At 71.2% G+C, this 19037-nt stretch carries 16 protein-coding genes; 8 read left to right on the top strand and 8 right to left on the bottom strand.

Annotation, left to right across the window (positions count from 1 at the left end; all coding sequences use genetic code 11):
- Nucleotides 1-10 precede the first annotated feature (10 nt).
- On the bottom strand, nt 11-1747 hold the full coding sequence (locus LJ657_RS11170; RefSeq protein ID WP_232648280.1) for a phosphatidylglycerol lysyltransferase domain-containing protein: 1737 nt from the start codon (nt 1745-1747) through the stop codon (nt 11-13).
- A gap of 84 nt (nt 1748-1831) precedes the next feature.
- On the bottom strand, nt 1832-2956 hold the full coding sequence (cobT, locus tag LJ657_RS11165) for a nicotinate-nucleotide--dimethylbenzimidazole phosphoribosyltransferase (protein ID WP_232648279.1): 1125 nt from the start codon (nt 2954-2956) through the stop codon (nt 1832-1834).
- Nucleotides 2957-3093: 137 nt separating this feature from the next.
- Between cobT and LJ657_RS11160 the strand changes: the two genes are divergently transcribed.
- Nucleotides 3094-3636 (top strand): methyltransferase domain-containing protein, encoded by a 543-nt coding sequence (locus tag LJ657_RS11160; RefSeq protein WP_232648278.1) that lies wholly within the window; start codon nt 3094-3096, stop codon nt 3634-3636.
- On the opposite strand, the gene LJ657_RS11155 is transcribed toward LJ657_RS11160, so the two are convergent.
- The gene (locus LJ657_RS11155; RefSeq protein ID WP_232648277.1) at nt 3625-4827 is read right to left on the bottom strand and encodes a bifunctional adenosylcobinamide kinase/adenosylcobinamide-phosphate guanylyltransferase; all 1203 of its coding nucleotides are present in this window, start codon (nt 4825-4827) and stop codon (nt 3625-3627) included. The two genes, LJ657_RS11160 and LJ657_RS11155, sit on opposite strands and share 12 nt — an antisense overlap.
- A gap of 114 nt (nt 4828-4941) precedes the next feature.
- On the opposite strand from LJ657_RS11155, the gene LJ657_RS11150 reads away from it, so the two are divergent.
- The gene (locus LJ657_RS11150) at nt 4942-5154 is read left to right on the top strand and encodes a hypothetical protein (RefSeq protein ID WP_232648276.1); all 213 of its coding nucleotides are present in this window, start codon (nt 4942-4944) and stop codon (nt 5152-5154) included.
- 72 nt (nt 5155-5226) lie between these two features.
- Here the strand turns inward: LJ657_RS11150 and LJ657_RS11145 are convergent, their stop codons facing one another.
- The 3 genes from LJ657_RS11145 to LJ657_RS11135 all read right to left on the bottom strand — a co-directional run bounded on the left by LJ657_RS11145 (nt 5227) and on the right by LJ657_RS11135 (nt 7977).
- On the bottom strand, nt 5227-6312 hold the full coding sequence (locus LJ657_RS11145) for a S1C family serine protease (protein ID WP_232648275.1): 1086 nt from the start codon (nt 6310-6312) through the stop codon (nt 5227-5229).
- A gap of 205 nt (nt 6313-6517) precedes the next feature.
- On the bottom strand, nt 6518-7219 hold the full coding sequence (locus tag LJ657_RS11140) for a class I SAM-dependent methyltransferase (protein WP_232648274.1): 702 nt from the start codon (nt 7217-7219) through the stop codon (nt 6518-6520).
- An 83-nt stretch (nt 7220-7302) separates the two neighbouring features.
- Nucleotides 7303-7977, bottom strand: coding sequence for a DUF3043 domain-containing protein (locus LJ657_RS11135; protein ID WP_232648273.1), 675 nt, complete (start codon nt 7975-7977; stop codon nt 7303-7305).
- 251 nt (nt 7978-8228) lie between these two features.
- On the opposite strand from LJ657_RS11135, the gene LJ657_RS11130 reads away from it, so the two are divergent.
- From LJ657_RS11130 to LJ657_RS11110, 5 genes are all read left to right on the top strand, one after another.
- Nucleotides 8229-8993 carry a PspA/IM30 family protein gene (locus LJ657_RS11130; RefSeq protein WP_232648426.1) on the top strand — a complete coding sequence of 255 codons (765 nt, stop codon included), beginning with the start codon at nt 8229-8231 and terminating at the stop codon, nt 8991-8993.
- Between the two features lie 31 nt (nt 8994-9024).
- Nucleotides 9025-9303: a PspA-associated protein PspAA gene (gene pspAA / locus LJ657_RS11125; protein ID WP_232648425.1), complete on the top strand. Its 279-nt coding sequence runs from the start codon at nt 9025-9027 to the stop codon at nt 9301-9303.
- Nucleotides 9304-9602: 299 nt separating this feature from the next.
- Complete coding sequence (locus LJ657_RS11120; RefSeq protein WP_232648272.1) at nt 9603-10826, top strand: sensor histidine kinase; 1224 nt, start codon at nt 9603-9605, stop codon at nt 10824-10826.
- A complete protein-coding gene (locus tag LJ657_RS11115; protein WP_232648271.1) occupies nt 10823-11503 on the top strand; it encodes a response regulator in 681 nt (226 codons plus the stop codon). The genes LJ657_RS11120 and LJ657_RS11115 overlap by 4 nt, the downstream gene beginning before the upstream one ends.
- 204 nt (nt 11504-11707) lie before the next feature.
- Nucleotides 11708-14839, top strand: a complete 3132-nt coding sequence (locus LJ657_RS11110; protein WP_232648270.1) for an efflux RND transporter permease subunit — start codon at nt 11708-11710, stop codon at nt 14837-14839.
- 82 nt (nt 14840-14921) lie between these two features.
- On the opposite strand, the gene LJ657_RS11105 is transcribed toward LJ657_RS11110, so the two are convergent.
- Entirely contained in the window at nt 14922-15323 is a 402-nt protein-coding gene (locus LJ657_RS11105; protein ID WP_232648269.1) for an SseB family protein, read from the bottom strand.
- Nucleotides 15324-15540: 217 nt separating this feature from the next.
- Here LJ657_RS11105 and LJ657_RS11100 point away from each other — a divergent pair, with 217 nt between their 5' ends.
- On the top strand, nt 15541-17799 hold the full coding sequence (locus LJ657_RS11100; RefSeq protein ID WP_232648268.1) for a serine/threonine-protein kinase: 2259 nt from the start codon (nt 15541-15543) through the stop codon (nt 17797-17799).
- A 21-nt stretch (nt 17800-17820) separates the two neighbouring features.
- Here LJ657_RS11100 and nadA read toward each other — a convergent pair whose 3' ends face one another.
- Nucleotides 17821-19005: a quinolinate synthase NadA gene (gene nadA, locus LJ657_RS11095; protein WP_232648267.1), complete on the bottom strand. Its 1185-nt coding sequence runs from the start codon at nt 19003-19005 to the stop codon at nt 17821-17823.
- Nucleotides 19006-19037 lie beyond the last annotated feature (32 nt).

Raw genomic sequence — 19037 nt, 5'->3', positions numbered from 1 at the left:
CCGGCGATCCTCATCTGTGCGTCTCCAGGTGCTTGCGGTACAGCCACTTCGGCATGCCGGGTGCCTCGAGGAACCCCTCCGCGCGGGCGGATGCGATGCCGATGCGCGGCAGGTCCGCGCTCTTCTCGAAGAGCAGGAACCGCGGCTCCCAGATGGGCCGGTACTTGGCGTTGGCGCGGTACAGCGACTCGATCTGCCACCAGCGCGAGAAGAAGCTGAGGAGCGAGCGCCACAGCCTCAGCACCGGCCCGGCGCCGAGGCGTGCACCACGTTCGAAGACCGAACGGAACATCGCGAAGTTGAGCGAGACCTGCGTGATCTCGATCTCTCGGGCGCGCCGCAGCAGCTCGATGACCATGAACTCCATCAGGCCGTTGTCGGAGTCGCGGTCCCGCCGCATCAGGTCCAGGGAGAGCCCGTGCGGACCCCACGGCACGAAGGACAGCAGCGCTCTCAACCCGCCGTCGCCGTCGGTGCATTCGAGCATCACGCACCGCCCGTCCTCCGGGTCGCCGAGCCGCCCCAGCGCCATGCTGAACCCGCGCTCGGTGGCCCCGTCGCGCCAGTCGTCGGCCCGCTTCAGCAGATACGCCATCTCCTCGTCCGGAATATCCTCGTGCCGCCGGATACGTACCGTGTACCCAGCCCGCTTCACCCGGTTGTACGCCTGCCGCACGGTGCGCATGGCCCGTCCGTCGAGGGTGAAGTCGGCGACCTCCACCAGGGCCTCGTCGCCGAGTTCCAGGGCGTCCAGGCCGTGCCGCGCGTACACCGTCCCGGCCTCCTCGCTCGCCCCCATCACGGCCGGGATCCATCCGTGCGCGCGTGCCTCGGCGAGCCACGGCTCGATGGCGCCCGGCCAGGCCTCCGGGTCGCCGATCGGATCACCGGACGCCAGCGAGACGCCCCCGACGACCCGGTACGCGACGGCCGCCTTGCAGGTCGGCGACCACACGACGCTCTTCTCCCGCCGCAGCGCGAAGTAACCGAGCGAGTCCCGCTCGCCCTGCCGCTCCAGCAGCTCCCGCAGCCGCTTCTCGTCGTCCTCGGTGAGCGGGTCGACGGCCCTCCGGGAGCGGAAGGCGGCGTAGAAGACGGCGAGGACGAGGATCGTGCTGAGCACGTTGATGGCGACGTTGACCCAGTTCGGTGCGTCGATCCCGGGGAAGCGGGACTCGTCGACGGCGACGGAGACGAGCCGCAGGGTGCCGTAGCGCCAGCGCTCCAGGAACGTCGAACTGGCCGCGTCCGGTGCCTGGTTGGTGACCGTCACCAGCAGCGCGGCGAGCAGCGAGGCGACCAGGGTGCCGCCCACCGCGACGGCGGCGGCGAGCCTGGGGTTCGAGCGGTCGCCCTTCGCGTAGAACTCCCGCCGCCCGGCCAGCAGCGCGGCGACGAAGGCGGCGGTGAGGGCGAGCGAGATCCAGTTCTGGGCGTACTGCCGGATCTCGGGGAACGTCATCGCGAAGGCGAACAGCGTGAGGAACGAGCCGGCCAGGGCGAGGTTGAGGATCCATGCGGCGCGTTTGCGGCGCCGCATGGTGATGGCGAGGAACGCCGTGAACACCCCGGAGGCGAAGCCGGCGGTGAGTAGATAGGGGGTGAAGAAGTTCTCCTGGTTGTGTCGCCGCACGTCCTGCCCCAGAGAGACCCAGACGGCACTGAGGAAATTCACGAACGCGACGGCCCGCAAATACCAGACGGCGAATGCGGCGGCTCGCCGCGAGGCAATTCGGGCATCTCCCATGAGTGAGGATCATATGGGCGATGTCTTGATGAACCCATCCACCTTTTGTCTGCGGTTCTGTCGACTTTCGGCCCCTCCTGCGGCCTACTCGGTCTCCTCCTTCGTGTCGACGTCAGCCGCGGATTCATCCTTGGGTTCATCCTTCTCAGGTACCCCGGAGACCTGCGGCTTCTCCGGCAGCTCAGCGGCCAGCGCCGCGGCGGCCTGCACCAGCGGCAGCGCCAGCAGCGCCCCCGCACCCTCACCCACGGTGACCCCGTGCGAGAGCAGCGGCTCCAGCGCCATCCGGTCCAGCGCCTTCGCCTGTCCCGGCTCCCCGCTGTCGTGCGCGGCCAGCCACCAGTCCGGCGCCCGGAACGCGATCCGCTGCCCCACCAGGGCGCAGGCGGCCGTCACGACCCCGTCCAGGACCACCGGCATCTTCCGCACCGCGCTCTGCAGCAGAAAGCCCGTGATCGCGGCGAGGTCGGCCCCGCCCACAGTGGCCAGCAGCTGCAGCTGGTCGCCCAGCACCGGACGGGCCCGGCGCAGCGCGTCCCGGATCGCCCCGCACTTGCGCATCCAGGCCAGGTCGTCGATGGCGAGCCCACCCCGACCGGTGACGACGGAGGCGTCGGTCCCGCACAGCGCGGCGATCAGCACACCCGCCGCGGTCGTCCCGCCCACGCTCACATCGCCGAGCACCACCAGATCCGTACCGGAGTCGGCCTCCTCGTCGGCCACCGCGACACCGGCGCGGAACGCGGCCTCGGCCTCCTCGGCCGTCAGCGCGTCCTCGCGGTCGATACGTCCGCTGCCGCGCCGCACCCGGTGCCGTACGACCTCGTCGGGGAGTGTGTCGGGGTCGCAGTCCAGCGCCATGTCGACGATCCGCACCGGGACACCCAGCCGCCGGGCGAGCACCGACACCGGCCGGCCGCCCTCCAGGACCTCCCGCACCAGCTGGTCGGCGGTCCCCGCGGGCCTTGCCGAGACGCCCAGTTCGGCGACTGCGTGGTCACCGGCGAAGAGCACCACCCGGGGCCGTTCGATCGGCCGCACCGGCACGGCGGACTGTGCCGCCGACAGCCACTCACCCAGGTCGTCGAGGCGGCCCAGCGACCCGGGCGGCACGATCTGACGCTCCCTGCGCGCCTCGGCGTCGCGCCGCACCCCGCCGTCGGGGCGCTCGATCAGATCGGTGAAGTCGTCGAGATTAAGCGAGCTCATTCGCCGAACAGTACCGGCACCGGTCGAACGGGACAGCGCCACATGGTCACCACGCGTGCGTGACGTCTTTGCTCCCGGGATATGGATCCCATACGTTCCGTTTTGCAGCGGATTGTCCTACGCCTCCGGGAGCCGCCATGACAGCCCTGAGCACCCACGTCAGCGCTCGTGAGCGGCGCCGGTACCACTCGACGGCCCGCGCGGTCCTGCGGCTCCTGCCCGAACCGGAGAGCTGGCTGGACGTGGGCACGGGCGACGCCCACTTCCCCGGGGCGGCACGCGAACTCTTCCCCTACACCTCCTTCGACGGCCTCGACCCCACCCCGCGCGTGTCGTACGCCTGCCACGCCGAGCGCGTCGAGGAGGCCTTCGTGGGACACGTGACGGACCCGCACATCACCACGATCCTGCGCGCCCGCTACGACGTCGTCACACTCCTCCAGGACCGCTCACCCGTCCCGGACCTCCGCGCCGAACTCCGCGCGGCCCTCACGCTCGTCCGCCGAGGCGGCCTGCTGCTCGTGGAGGCTCCGGCAACCCGGTCGAACGCCCTGCGGGCCCAACTCGACTCCTGGAACTGCCCGGTCGTCGCGACGAGCCGCCACCTCCTCGGCGAGTTCCCGTACACCCACCGCCTCGTCGCGCGCCGCATCGGACGCGCGGCGAGGTCAGCCCCGTAGCACCAGCGCCTGCCCCGCCACCACCAGCACCACCTGCTCGCACTCCCCGGCGAACGCCGCGTTCAGCCGCCCGAGTTCGTCGCGGTACCGGCGCCCGGAAGCGGTGGCCGGCACGATCCCCGAGCCGACCTCGTTGGACACGGCGACCACGGTCCGCCGGGTTGCCCGCACCGCGTCCGTCAGCTCCCGCACCCGCTCCCGCAGGGCCCGTTCCCCGCCGTCGGCCCACTCCACGTCGTCCCACGCGCCGACAGAGTCCATCGCGTCCGTCAGCCACAGCGACAGACAGTCGACGAGCAGCGGCGGGCCGTCGGCCGCCAGCAGCGGCACCAGATCGCAGGTCTCGGCCGTCCGCCAGGACCCCGGCCGCCGCTCCCGGTGGACGGCCACCCGGGACGCCCACTCCGTGTCCCCGTTCCGCGAGCCGCCCGTCGCCACGTACAGCACCTCCGGAAAGGCCTCCAGGCGCCGTTCGGCCTCCACCGACTTCCCGGACCGTGCCCCGCCCAGCACCAGCGTCCGCCGCGGCACGTCCGGCACGTCCTCGTACACCCCCACCGTCAGCGTCGCCCCGTCCGGCACGGCCCGCGCCCCCGCGGCGGCGAGTCGCCGCCGCAACTCGGGCCCCGGCGGCACGTCGTGGTCGAGATGGACGGCGACGACATCCGTGGTCGGGCCGACGGCGCCGACCGCCCGCAGCCTGGCCAGCGCGTCCGGCCGCCCCACGACATCGGCCAGCACCATGTCACAGACCACGGCCCCGTTGTGGTCCAGCCCGGCCGGCGCACCCCCCGGCGGCAGATACAGCAGCCGCTGCCCGGTCGGACCGGTCACCGCGTACCCCGTGCCCGGCCCGTCCATCGCCACCGCCCGCACCCGATGCCCCGTCAGCAGCGCCGACTCCCGCCCGTCCGGCACCCGCCCGGGCTGCGGCAGCCCGGCCGGCACCTCGACCACGGGCCCGGCGTGCGGATGCGACAACAGCACCTGCCGTACGCCGCCGAGCGAATGCCCGGACCGCGCCGCCGCGAACGCCGCGCCCGGCGTCAGATCTAGCAGCAGGGTCCCGTCCACGAGCACCGCGGTCGCCGCACGGGCGTCCGCCCCGAGGGCGGTCGCGCAGACGGCGCAGGGACAGTCGGGGCGGGGCAGGCCCGCGGGGGCACCGGTGCCGAGCAGAGTCACTTCCACGGAAGTGATTTTCGCGTGTCTGCGCAGGTGCCGCCCATCCGACTAGGCTTCTGGCAGGAGGCGGACCAAGATCCGCCTCCTGCTCTGCAGGTGCTTCAGACACGGGAGGCGTACATGGCGTCATGGACGTGGCGGTTCGAGAAGACCGACGGGGCGGAGGTCCAGCCCGCGGTCCAGCCCGAGGAGTTCACCACGCAGGGGGACGCGGAGTCCTGGATCGGGGAGCACTGGAAGGCCCTGCAGGACGGCGGCGCCGACCAGGTGCGGCTGTTCGAGGACTCGGCGGAGATCTACGGGCCGATGAGCCTGCACGCCGAAGAGGCGTAGGCGGTACGGACGCGGGCGGTATGGAAGGGGGGAGGGGGCGGCCGTGATCCGGCCGCCCCCTCCCCCCTCGTCTCACTGCTCGCCCAGCGTCACTTCGACCTTCTTCTGACCCCCGTTCCGGGTGAACGTCACCGACGTCCTGTCACCCGGCTTCTGCGCCGCCAGTGCCTCGGCCAGGGACGTGATGGTGGTGACGGCCGTGTCGCCCAGCCCGGTGATGACGTCCCCGGCCACGATGCCCGCCTTGTCGGCCGCCCCGCCGCTCTTCACGGCGACCACGGCGACCCCCGCGGCCTGGTAACCGCTGTCGACGACCGTACGGCCGGTGATGCCGAGCGCGGCCCGCCCCGAGTCGGTCACCTTGCCGCTCCTGATGATCTGGTCGGCGACCGTCCTCACCATCGACGAGGGGATCGCGAACCCGATCCCCGGGGCCGCGCCGTTGCCGAGGGCGGGGTCGGTGGCGGCCAGCGTGGGGATGCCGATGACCTGCCCGTCGAGGTTGACGAGGGCGCCGCCGCTGTTGCCCGGGTTGATGGCCGCGGACGTCTGCACCATGTTGGCGATGGTCGCGCCCGTGCCCCCGTCGGTACGGCCCTCGCTCACGGTCCGCCCGGTCGCCGACACGATGCCCTGCGTCACGCTGGACGACAGCCCGAGCGGCGAGCCCATCGCCAGCACGATCTGCCCGACCTGCGCCTTCGAGGAGTCCGCGAAGGCGGCCGCCTTCAGCCCGCTCGGCACCTTGTCCAGCTTGATGACGGCGAGGTCCTGGTCCGGGTACGAGTAGACGAGCCCGGCGGTCAGCACGTCCTCGCTGTTGACGGTCGTCACCTTGAAGGTCTTCGAGTCCCCGACGACATGCGCGTTGGTGACGATGCTGCCCTTGTCGTCGTACACGATCCCCGACCCCAGATCGCTGCCGGCCTGGATCTGCACGACCGACGGCAGAACGTCCTTGATCACCCTCTGGTAGGCGTTCTGCAGGTCGTTGCCCGACATGGGAGCGACGGCCTGCGCGGGCTGCGCTGCCTGTGCGGTCGTCTTCTCCTGCTCGCCGGAGGAACCGCCACCGGAGCAGCCCGCGACGGGCGCGAGCGCACAGCAGAGCGCGGCGACGCCGAGCAGACGAAGGGCACGGGAACGGGTGACGTCCATGCCCCGAGTCTCACTTCGGGATGAACGCCCGGCTTGCGATAGGCGCCCGAACGGGCGGCGGCCTGCGCCAAGCGCCCTCGCCGAGATCCGGTGCGGTTCGGAAGCCCTTCACGGGCGCGGGGAACTGCGCGACCAGCCACAACTGCGCCGCAGACGAAAAGCGGCCCAGCGCGGCGGAGCAGCACACAGGCACAGCCCGCGGCACTCAGCCGCGCACCCCGCACAGGTGCAGCAAAGCCGCCACCCCCCGGTACGGGTCCGTCCGCCCGGCCCGCTCTTCGACCGCGAGCAGGGTCTCCACGTCGGCCGGGATCTCCGCCCCGTCCGCCGCGGTGTCAGTGAACACCCGCACCCCGTACCAGGCGTGCAGCGGCGCGGCGATCCCGGCGAGCGTCGCCGTCAGCACCTCCAGCCGGTCGGCCCGCACGTCGAGCCCCAGCCGGTTCGTGTACGACACGGTGTCGAAGGCGTCCAGCGCGTCGGCCCAGTCGCCGGACAGTCCCGGCCGCATCGCCAGCGCGTCGCCGTTGCGGACGAGCAGTGACAGCAGCCCGCCCTGGGCGAGCATCCGGGCCAGCCCGGCCAGCAGCGGATCCGGCTGCTCGACGTACATCAGCACGCCGTGGCACAGCACCACGTCGAAGCTGCCCGGCAGGAAGTGCACCCCGGTGTCCCGGCCGTCACCCTCGATGATCCGCACCCGCTCCCGGATGCCCTCGGGCTCGACGGAAAGGGCCTCGCGCGCGACTGCGACCATCGTGGAGTCCTGCTCCAGCCCGGTGACCTGATGCCCCGCGCGCGCCAGCCGCAGCGCCTGCGTGCCCTGGCCCATGCCGACATCGAGCACCCGCAGCCGCTGCCCGACCGGGAACCGACCCGCTATCTGCTCGTCGAGCTGCCGGGCCACCAGCTCCTGTCGTACGGCGTTCCGCAGCCCACCCAGCTTCGCCAGCCAGGAATCCGCCGCGCCCCCGGAGAACGACGTAGTGCTCAGGGCCGCTCTCCGCGCTTGACCTGCGGCTTCGGCAGCCGGAGCCGGCGCATCTGGAGGGAGCGCATCAGGGCGTACCGGGTGGCGCCCTTCGTGTTCTGCTCCGGGAAGCGCTCGGCGAGCGCCTTCTTCAGCCGGAAGGCGCTGACGACCGCGTCGAGCACGATCAGCACGATCACGACGAGCCACAGCAGCAGCGCGATGCTCTGCAGCGCGCCCACCCGCACCACGCTCAGCACGAGGATGACCACGGCCATGGGCAGGAAGAACTCCGCCACGTTCAACCGCGAGTCGATCCAGTCGCGGGCGAACTTCCGCACCGGGCCCTTGTCACGGGCGGGCAGATACCGCTCGTCACCGCCGGCCAGCGCCTGGCGCTGCCGCTCCAGCTGCGCACGGCGCTCGTCGCGCTGGCGCTTGGAGGCGTCCTTGCGGGTCATCGAGGTGTTGGCGACGCTGCGGCGCTGGGACTGGGCCTCACTGCGCTTGGGCGTGGGCCGACCCTTCTTGGCCTGCGGGTCACGGGGCTGCTTGGAGTCGGTCAGCGACGCCTTGGCGGCGACGGCTGCCTTCTCTTCCTTGGCACGGCTACGGAACACAAAACCCAAGGGTACGGGGTGGCCGGGGTTGGACCCCAGCCCCGCGGGGAACGATCCGGCAACGCCAGTCGTCATGTAAGGGACAGAGGGGACGTTGCACATGCTTCCGGCCCCGGGGTCCACGGGGGTCTCCTTGGGGGGACACCTACTCCCTACGCCGGAGCGGGAGCGGTTGCAGTCGTCCTTGGGGATGAGCACATCCGTCCCCGAACAGTGCGTCAATGGATGCAGGGCCCGTACTGTGGGTTCTGTCGCAGAGCTGGAGCTGGAAGTCCGTCAGAAGGGGGCGCGCGAAGCCCATGAGCGGTGTCATGAAGCGTATGGGGATGATCTTCCGCGCGAAGGCGAACAAGGCCCTTGACCGGGCCGAGGACCCGCGCGAAACCCTCGATTACTCGTACCAGAAGCAGCTGGAGCTGCTTCAGAAGGTGCGCCGGGGCGTCGCCGACGTGGCGACGTCCCGCAAGCGCCTGGAACTCCAGCTGAACCAGCTGCAGGGCCAGTCCACCAAGCTGGAGGACCAGGGCCGCAAGGCGCTCGCGCTCGGCCGTGAGGACCTCGCCCGCGAGGCGCTGTCCCGCCGCGCCGCGCTCCAGCAGCAGGTCACCGATCTCGAGACGCAGCACGCGACGCTCCAGGGCGAGGAGGAGAAGCTCACCCTGGCGGCCCAGCGGCTCCAGGCCAAGGTCGACGCCTTCCGTACGAAGAAGGAGACGATCAAGGCGACGTACACGGCCGCCCAGGCGCAGACCCGCATCGGCGAGGCCTTCTCCGGAATCTCGGAGGAAATGGGCGACGTGGGCCTGGCGATCCAGCGCGCCGAGGACAAGACCGCCCAGCTCCAGGCCCGCGCCGGCGCGATCGACGAGCTCCTCGCCTCGGGTGCCCTGGACGACCAGTCCGGCATGCACAAGGACGAGATCCAGGCCGAGCTGGACCGGATCTCCGGTGGCTCGGACGTGGAGCTTGAACTGCAGCGCATGAAGGCGGAGCTGGCCGGAGGCTCGTCCCAGCAGGCGATCGAGGGCGGCACAGGGCAGTCTCAGTCCCAGCAGCAGCCGCAGGACACCCCACGCTTCGACAAGCAGTAGGGGCCACGCCTAGGAGGCCTACATGGGCGACATGATCGTACGGATCATGGGGGAGGGGCAGGTGAGGCTGGCGGACAGCCACCTCACCGAACTCAACAAGCTCGACGACGTACTCCTGCAGGAAATGGAGAAGGGCGACGGCCCCGGCTTCCGCCGCACCCTGGAGGCCCTCCTGGCCAAGGTCCGCGAACTGGGCGCCCCGCTGCCGGACGACTCCCTGGAACCGTCGGAGCTGATCCTGCCGTCTCAGGACGCCACCTTGGAGGAGGTCCGGGATCTGCTGAGGGACGACGGCTTGATCCCGGGCTGACGGCTCCGCCGGTCACGGGTCTGCTTCCTTCCGCCGGGCGGCGCCTTTGTGGCGTCGGGCCGCGTCCGTCAGCCTGTCCGGCGTTTGAGCACCAGGGACTGCCATCCCGATCCCCCACCCGCCCGCCGGGGGCGGAGCGTTCTCGCCGCCGGTCCGCGTCTTTCAGCTCGTCCGGCGTTTGAGGACGAGGCCCCTCAGGGCCGAAGCGGGGGTCTGGGGGCGGCAGCCCCCGGCACCGGCACGGCAGCGTGCACCCACCACCAGTTCCGGCCGGGACAACCGCCCCGTACTGTTCAAACGTGAGCGGCAAGCTGGAACGCACAAGATGTCGCCTGAAGGCGCACCCCCTCGCACTGGACGCGAGCCTGGCGGCCGGCGTACTGGTCTGCATGGTGGCCGGCTCCTTCGTGGACCCGCACGGCAGGAACGGCGTCACCTGGGGCGTCCGCACCCCCGACGCCCTCGCCCTCGTGCTGATGGTCCTCGGCGCCCTCGCGCTGGTATTCCGCCGCCGCGCTCCCCGAACGGTCCTCGCCCTCACCGGCACCGTCTCCCTCGTCGAGTGCGTCGTCGGCGACCCCCGCGCCCCCGTCGCGATGTCCGCGGTCATCGCCCTCTTCACCGTCGCCGCCAGCACCGACCGCCCCACCACCTGGCGCCTCGGCCTGCTCACGATGACGGTCCTCACCGGCGCGTCCATGCTGTTCGGGCCCCTGCCGTGGTACGCCCAGGAGAACCTCGCCATCTTCGCCTGGACCGGCATCGGAGCCACCGCGGGCGACGCCGTCCGCAGCCGCCGCGCCTTCGTCCAGGCCATCCGCGAACGCGCCGAGCGAGCCGAACGCACCCGTGAGGAGGAGGCCCGCCGCCGGGTCGCCGAGGAACGCCTCCGTATCGCCCGCGACCTGCACGACGTCGTCGCCCACCACATCGCCCTGGTCAACGTCCAGGCGGGCGTCGCCGCGCACGTCATGGACAAGCGCCCCGACCAGGCCAAGGAGGCCCTCGCCCACGTCCGTGAGGCCAGCCGCTCCGCACTGAACGAACTCCGCGCCACGGTCGGCCTGTTGCGCCAGTCCGGCGACCCCGAGGCCCCCACCGAACCCGCCCCCGGCCTGGACCGCCTCGACGAACTCGTCGGCACCTTCCGCAGCGCCGGTCTGCATGTCGAGGTGGCCCGCGCCGACAACGGCACCACCCTCCCCGCCGCCGTCGGCCTGGCCGCGTACCGCGTCATCCAGGAAGCCCTCACCAACGTCCAGAAACACGCCGGTACGGAGGCGAAGGCCGAGGTCAGCGTCGTACGCGTCGGCCCGAACGTGGAGATCACCGTCCTCGACAACGGCTCCGGCGAGGACGACGCCTCCGAGAGCGGCGGCGGCCACGGCCTGCTCGGCATGCGCGAGCGCGTCACCGCTCTGCGCGGCACCCTCACCACCGGCCCCCGCTACGGCGGCGGTTTCCGCGTCCATGCGATCCTGCCGGTCAAGACCCGTACGGCCACTCCGGGGGGAACCGCATGACCATCCGCGTCCTGCTCGCCGACGACCAGGCGCTGCTGCGCAGCGCCTTCCGCGTACTCGTCGACTCCGAGCCCGACATGGAGGTCGTCGGCGAGGCGTCCGACGGCGCTCAGGCGGTACGGCTGGCCAAGGAGGAGCGGGCCGACGTCGTGCTGATGGACATCCGTATGCCCGGCACCGACGGCCTCGCCGCCACCCGCATGATCAGCACCGACCCCGCCCTCGCCCACGTCCGCATCGTCATCCTCACCACCTTCGAGGTCGACGACTACGTCGTGCAGTCCCTGAGGGCGGGCGCATCCGGCTTCCTCGGCAAGGGCAGCGAGCCGGAGGAGCTGCTGACCGCGATCCGGATCGCGGCCGGCGGCGAGGCCCTGCTCTCCCCGGCCGCCACCAAGGGCCTGATCGCCCGCTTCCTCGCCCAGGGCGACGCGGACGACGGCCGCGACCCCGCCCGTACCGAACGCCTGGAGGCGCTCACCGTGCGCGAGCGCGAGGTCCTGGTCCAGGTCGCCGGCGGCCACTCCAACGACGAGATAGCCGAACGCCTGGAGGTCAGCCCGCTCACGGTGAAGACCCACGTCAACCGGGCCATGGCCAAGCTGGGCGCTCGCGACCGGGCGCAACTGGTCGTGATCGCGTACGAGTCCGGGCTGGTACGCCCAAGGGTGGAGTGAGCTCAAGGCGGCCGTACTGCGGCCGGAGTATGCGCCGCATAAGGAAATGGACCTGGGGCCTACGGATCAGCGCCCGTCGATGGCTCAGGGTGAAGGGGCGGGCGCTCACCTGTGCGCCGGCGTTTGCCTTGTCTGCCCCTTCGCCGCCCTTGTGCCGCTCATCTGCCGCTCATCTGCTGCTTACAGAAGAGAGACCCCTGACCCATGTCCTGGCTGTCCAGATTCAGCCTCGCGCAACGTGCCCTGATCGGGCTGGTGTCCGTCATCGCGCTCGCTTTCGGGGCGATCGCGATACCCCAGCTCAAGCAGCAGCTGCTGCCCTCCATCGAGCTGCCCGTGGTGTCCGTCCTCGCGCCGTACCAGGGCGCGTCCCCGGACGTCGTCGAGAAGCAGGTCGTGGAGCCCATCGAGAACAACCTCGATGCCGTGGACGGCGTTTCGGGTGTCACCTCCACGGCCAGTGAGGGCAACGCCGTGATCATGGCGTCCTTCGACTACGGCAACGACACCAAGCAGCTCGTCGCCGACGTCCAGCAGGCCGTCAACCGGTCCCGCGCCCAGCTCCCGGACGGCATCGACCCACAGGTCGTCGCCGGTTCCACCGACGACATGCCGACCGTCGTCCTCGCCGTCACCTCCGGCAAGGACCAGCAGGCCCTCGCCGACCAGCTCGACGACACCGTCGTGCCGGACCTCAAAAACATCGACGGCGTGGGCCGGGTCGCGGTCGACGGCGTACGGGACCTGCAGGTCACCGTCACGCCGGACGACAGGAAGCTGGCGAAGACGGGCCTGACCACGCAGGCGGTCTCCCAGGCCCTGCAGGCGGGCGGCGTGACCGTCCCGGCCGGCTCCTTCGACGAGGGCGGCAGCAACCGCACCATCCAGGTCGGCGGCGGCTACACCTCGCTCGCCCAGATCAAGGATCTGATGGTCACGGGCCAGGTCGCTTCGGCCCCGGTCAAGCAGCGGGTACAGCCGGTCCGCCTGGGCGACGTGGCCACCGTCACGCAGCAGCAGGCCCCCGCCGACTCCATCACCCGCACCGACGGCAAGCCCTCCCTCGCCGTCACGGTCACCATGGACCACGACGGCAGCGCGGTCGCCATCTCGAACGCGGTCAAGGACAGACTTCCGGCCCTCCGCAAGGACCTGGGCTCCGGCACGAAGATCACGGTCGTCAGCGACCAGGGCCCCGCGGTCTCGAAGGCCATCAGCGGCCTGACCACCGAGGGCGGGCTCGGCCTGCTCTTCGCGGTCCTCGTGATCCTGGTCTTCCTGGCCTCGGTCCGCTCGACCCTGGTCACGGCGGTGAGCATTCCGCTCTCCGTCGTCCTGGCCCTGATCGTCCTGTGGACGCGCGACCTCTCGCTCAACATGCTGACGCTCGGCGCCCTGACGATCGCCATCGGCCGGGTCGTCGACGACTCGATCGTGGTCCTGGAGAACATCAAGCGGCACCTCGGCTACGGCGAGGAGCGCCAGGCGGCGATCCTGAACGCCGTCCGCGAGGTGGCCGGCGCGGTGACGTCCTCGACCCTCACCACGGTCGCCGTCTTCCTGCCGATCGGCCTGGTCGGCGGCATGGTGGGCCAGCTGTTCGGCCCGTTCAGCCTGACGGTGACGGCGGCCCTGCTGGCGTCGCTCGTCGTGTCCCTGACGGTCGTCCCGGTCCTGTCGTACTGGTTCCTGCGCGCCCCGAAGGGCACACCGCAGGACGCGGAAGAGACCCGCCGCAAGGCCGAGCTGAAGGAGGCGAAGAGCCGCCTCCAGCGCTTCTACGTCCCTGTCCTGCGCTTCGCGACCCGTCGCCGCCTCACCAGCGTGCTGCTGGCGGTCGTGATCCTGGTGGGCACCTTCGGTATGGCGCCCCTTCTGAAGACCAACTTCTTCGACCAGGGCGAGCAGGAGGTCCTCACCGTCAAGCAGGAGTTGAAGCCGGGCACCAGCCTGGCCGCGACCGACGAGCAGGCGAAGAAGGTCGAGCGGCTGCTCTCCTCGGTGAAGGGCGTCAGGGACTACCAGGTGACGGTCGGCTCGTCCGGCTTCATGGCGGCCTTCGGCGGCAGCACGGCAGCCAGCCACGCGTCGTACCAGGTGATGCTGAAGGACGACGCGTCGGCCACGGACGTCCAGGGCGACATCGAGTCGGGTCTGAAGAAGCTCTCCGGCATCGGCACGACGACGGTCTCGGCCGGTGCCGGCTTCGGCAACCAGGACCTGAGCGTCGTGGTGAAGGCGGCCGACGGAAACGTCCTGCGCAGGGCCTCGGAGCAGGTGCGCACCGCAGTGGCCGGCCTCGACCACGTCACGGACGTCACCAGCGACCTCGCGCAGAGCGTGCCGCGCATCTCGGTCAAGGCCGACTCCCGCGCCGCGGCGGCCGGTTTCAACGACCAGACCCTGGGCGCGGCGGTGGCCGAAGCGGTGAAGGGCACCACGGCAGCCAAGGCGATCCTGGACGACACCGAGCGCGACGTCGTCGTCAGGTCGGCGACCCCGGCGACGACGCTGGCCCAACTGAAGAACCTGCAGCTGGGCCCGGTGAGGCTGGGTGACATCGCCACGGTGCAACTGGTCGACGGCCCGGTGTCCATGACCCGCATCGACGGCCGGCGAGCCGCCGCCATCACCGCGAAGCCGACGGGCGACAACACGGGCGCGGTCAGCACCAGGCTCCAGTCCAAGATCAAGGCACTGAAGCTCCCGGCGGGCGCCACGGCCGAGATCGGCGGCGTCACGTCCGACCAGGACAGCGCGTTCAAGAACCTGGGCCTGGCGATGCTGGCGGCGATCGCGATCGTCTTCATGCTGCTGGTGGCAACGTTCCGCTCGCTCGCTCAGCCCCTGATCCTCCTGGTGTCCATCCCCTTCGCGGCGACGGGCGCGATCGGCCTGCTGGTCGCCACGGGCACCCCGATGGGCGTCCCCGCGATGATCGGCATGCTGATGCTCATCGGCATCGTGGTGACGAACGCGATCGTGCTGATCGATCTGATCAACCAGTACCGCAAGCAGGGTTACGGCGTCGTGGAAGCCGTGGTCGAAGGCGGCCGCCACCGCCTCCGCCCGATCCTCATGACGGCCCTGGCGACGATCTTCGCCCTCCTCCCCATGGCCCTGGGCGTCACGGGCGAGGGCGGCTTCATCGCTCAGCCACTGGCGGTGGTCGTGATCGGCGGCTTGATCACATCGACGCTCCTCACCCTCCTCCTGGTCCCGACGCTTTACGCGATGCTGGAGCTCCGCAAGGAGCGACGGGCCAAGAAGCGGGCGGCGAAGAGTGAGTCCCGGGAGCCCGAGGAGGCGGAGGTACTGGAGGCTGCGGGGGTGTAGCCGGCACGTGGGTCGGGCCCGCACGGTCGTGCGGGCCCGACCCATGCGACGAAATCAGAGGCAGATCCATAACCGCCGCCGCTCATGTCTTCGCCCCCGCTATCCCCGCCGCATCCACGGCCACCGCGTCCGGCACGATCCCCGCCGCCGGAGGCAGCACCAGGCCCGCCGCACCGCCCGCGTCCACCGCGATCCCCACCGGCCCGCCCACCTCCGGCACCACCTGATCCGGCAGCGACGCCCCATACACCGCAACCCGCTCGGGCACCGCCTCACCGCGCACCTCCGCGAACCGCGGCGGCGCCGCGTCGTCCGTGAACACGAACAACCACCGGATCCCGGCCCCCTCCGCCGACACCGGCGAGCCGTCCACCACCGGCACCAGCACCTCACTGCGCCGGAACTCCCCGACCACCGCCCGCAGATCGCCCCGCCCGGACGCCGCCAGATCTGCCGGTCGCAGCCGCAGGGCACCGGCCCGCACGTCAGCCCCTTCGTGGATTTCGTGGAGGTCGCAGATTTTCATTGCTCATCGCACAAGTGAACGACCATGCTGTGCGGGCGAGTTCACGGGGCGCCGGCACTGGCGTGTCGACCACGACGGACCGGACCGGACCGCGAGGAGGCGCCCCACCCGTCGAAGCCGTCTCCGTTACGTATTCTGTGGGCTCGAACTGCCGTGCAAGGAAGGGGATTCGGGCGTGCCGCTGCGCAAGGACGACCCGAAGTCGGTCGGCGGGTACAGACTGGTGGACCGGCTCGGGTCCGGCGGCATGGGGATCGTCTACCGGGGCAGATCGCGGTCGGGCCGTGAGGTCGCCGTCAAGGTGGTGCACGCACACCACGCCGAGGACGCCGTCTTCCGCGCCCGGTTCCGGCAGGAGATAGCGGCCGTCCGCAAGGTGAGCGGCGCCTTCACCGCACCGGTCGTGGACGCCGACCCCGAGGCGCTACGGCCCTGGATGGCGACCCAGTACGTACCCGGACGCTCCCTCGCCGACCGGATCCGTGAGCAGGGCGCCCTCCGCCCCGCCGAACTGCGGCGGCTGGCCCTCGGGTTGGTGGAGGCACTGCGGGACATCCACCGGGCCGGGGTGGTCCACCGGGACCTCAAGCCGGCGAACGTGCTGATGGCCGAGGACGGCCCCCGCGTCATCGACTTCGGCATCTCCCGCGCGGTGGAGAACCACAACACCCTGACCGAGACCGGCCAGATGATCGGCACCCCGCCGTTCATGTCCCCGGAGCAGTTCACCGACGCCCGCACGGTCGAGCCCGCCTCGGACGTCTTCTCGCTCGGCGCGCTGCTGGTGTTCTGCGCCACCGGGCGAGGGCCCTTCGACGCCGACAGCCCCTATCTGACCGCCTTCCGGGTCGTCCACGAGGCACCTGTCCTGGACGGTGTGGTGCAGCCGCTGCGCGCCGTCCTGGAGCACTGCCTGACCAAGGAGGCCGCGGACCGGCCCGGACTCGACGAGCTGGCGAAGGAGTTCGCGGACGCCCTGCCCGAACCGGACCCCGGCGAGCCGCTCACGGTGACCCTGCGCGCGGACGCGCTGCGGACCGTGGGGGAGACCTCCTCCGGGGCCGACCCGGTGGCGATGACGAAACTCCCCGGACGGATCCGCCGTATCGGCAGGTGGGGCCGCCGTGCCCGCCCGCTGCTGGTCACGGCCGGCACGGTGGGCGCGGTGGCCCTGGGCCTGCTCTGGTACATACGTCTCGGGCCGGGCTTCGCGGACACCCCCCGGACGGCGAGCTCCGCGACCTCCGCCGGCTCCCGATGGGCTGCGGTCCCCACCGGCTGGCAGCCCTGGCAGACGACGATGTTCAAGCCGGCACCGCGGGGCGAGGTCAAGGCGCTGGGGAAGGGGAGCGGCGCACCGGGCGACGCCACCTGCGGGACGTACGCGGACGCGGTCTACTGCGCGGGCAACGACATCCTGCCGGTACGACTGGACGGCCGTACCGGCAGGACCGTCTGGCGCGCGTCCATCGGGTCCGACGCGGGGCTGAACAACTTCACGCTCCTCGGTGTGCGGGACGGCGCGATGCTCGTCCGGCAGGCCGTCTACTCGAACGACGCCAAGTCCACCTCGGTCAGCGTCGTCGCCCTCGACACGGCGAGCGGCAACCAGCTGTGGGCCCGCAGGATGAACGACACGAGCATCGACCTGACCCTGTCGGGCGACCTCGTCCTGACCGCCGACCCCGGCGGCCGGCTGGTCACGGCCCGCAACCCGCGCACCGGCGGCGACCGGTGGAGCGTACAGCTGCCCGCCGACGCCTACTGCCAGTTCGTGGCGATCGGCACCGGCCTGTACGAGCACTGCTTCCCGGAGAGCGAGACCCGGGCCGCCGTGCTCCTGAAGCTGGACCGGTCCGACGGGTCGGTGCTGAAGCGTCTGAAGACCCCGAACCTGAGCGGCATGCTCGGCGTCGTCAACGGCAAGGAGGCCTTCGTGGTCGGGGGCGGCGGCAGCGGCAGCGGCCCGGTGCGGCCCGTGGACCTGAAGTTCGGCAGGATCCTGCTGGTCGACCCGGACACCGGCGCCGCCACCACCACGAAGCTGGCGAAGACGTACGACGGCTCGGTGACGCTGGCCGCCGGCACCCTGTGGATCACCGAGGCCAACGGCCGGGTGAGCGCCGTGTCCCCGCTGAGCGGCAAGGAGCTGTGGCAGACCCGGACCGACGCCGAGGGCTCGGGCCGACCCGTGTACGACGCCGCCACCCGCACCCTGTACCTGGTCAGCACCAGCGGCCGGGTCGCGGCCCTGGACGCGCGCAAGGGCGCCCTGCTGTGGCAGACGGACGCGCACGCCGATCAGCTCGCGGGCGCCGACGTGGTCAAGTCCGGGGTACTGCCGTACGGCGGTGCGCTGATCGCGGTCACCCCGGACGGCACCGTCTTCAGCCTCGACCCCGCGCACCCCGAGCGGAAACCCGTCTCGGGGTGACGGCGGGCCGGGAAACGAGGCTTACGGCAGCGCCAGCATCCGCTCCAGCGCCAGCTTCGCGAACGCCTCGGTCTCCTTGTCGACCTCGATCCGGTTGACCAGGTTGCCCTCGGCCAGGGACTCCAGCGTCCAGACCAGGTGGGGCAGGTCGATGCGGTTCATGGTCGAGCAGAAGCAGACCGTCTTGTCGAGGAAGACGATCTCCTTGCCCTCGGGCGCGAAACGGTTCGCGAGCCGTCGTACGAGATTGAGCTCCGTGCCGATGGCCCACTTGGACCCGGCGGGCGCGGCCTCCAGGGCCTTGATGATGTACTCCGTCGAGCCGACGTAGTCCGCCGCGGCGACCACCTCGTGCTTGCACTCGGGGTGCACCAGGACGTTCACGCCGGGGATGCGGGCGCGCACGTCCTCGACCGACTCCAGCGAGAACCGGCCGTGCACCGAGCAGTGGCCGCGCCAAAGGATCATCTTCGCGTCGCGCAGCTGCTCGGCCGTCAGCCCGCCGTTCGGCTTGTGCGGGTTGTAGAGGACGCAGTCCTCCAGGGACATGCCCATGTCCCGCACTGCCGTGTTGCGGCCGAGGTGCTGGTCGGGCAGGAAGAGCACCTTCTCGCCCTGCTCGAAGGCCCACTCCAGCGCCTTCCTGGCGTTCGAGGACGTGCAGATCGTGCCGCCGTGCTTGCCCGTGAACGCCTTGATGTCCGCGGAGGAGTTCATGTACGAGACGGGCACGACCTGCTCGGCTATCCCGGCCTCGGTCAGCACGTCCCAGCACTCGGCGACCTGCTCGGCCGTGGCCATGTCCGCCATCGAGCACCCGGCCGCGAGGTCCGGCAGGACGACCTTCTGGTCGTCGGACGTCAGGATGTCCGCGGACTCCGCCATGAAGTGCACACCGCAGAACACGATGTACTCGGCCTCCGGACGCGCCGCCGCGTCCCGGGCCAGCTTGAACGAGTCACCCGTGACGTCGGCGAACTGGATGACCTCGTCGCGCTGGTAGTGGTGGCCGAGCACGAAGACCTTGTCGCCGAGCTTCTCCTTGGCCGCGCGGGCGCGGGCCACCAGCTCCGGGTCGGACGGGGACGGCAGGTCGCCGGGGCACTCGACGCCCCGCTCGCTCTTCGGGTCGGCCTCGCGGCCGAGCAGCAGCAGGGCGAGAGGAGTCGGCTGTACGTCGAGCTCCGGGGTCTGGGCGGTGGTCACGACACGCACCCTTTCTGTTCTGCGGGATTCTG

It is taken from the genome of Streptomyces guryensis (assembly GCF_021261325.1).
GTDB lineage: Bacteria > Actinomycetota > Actinomycetes > Streptomycetales > Streptomycetaceae > Streptomyces > Streptomyces guryensis.
This window is presented reverse-complemented; position numbering and strand designations above follow the sequence as displayed.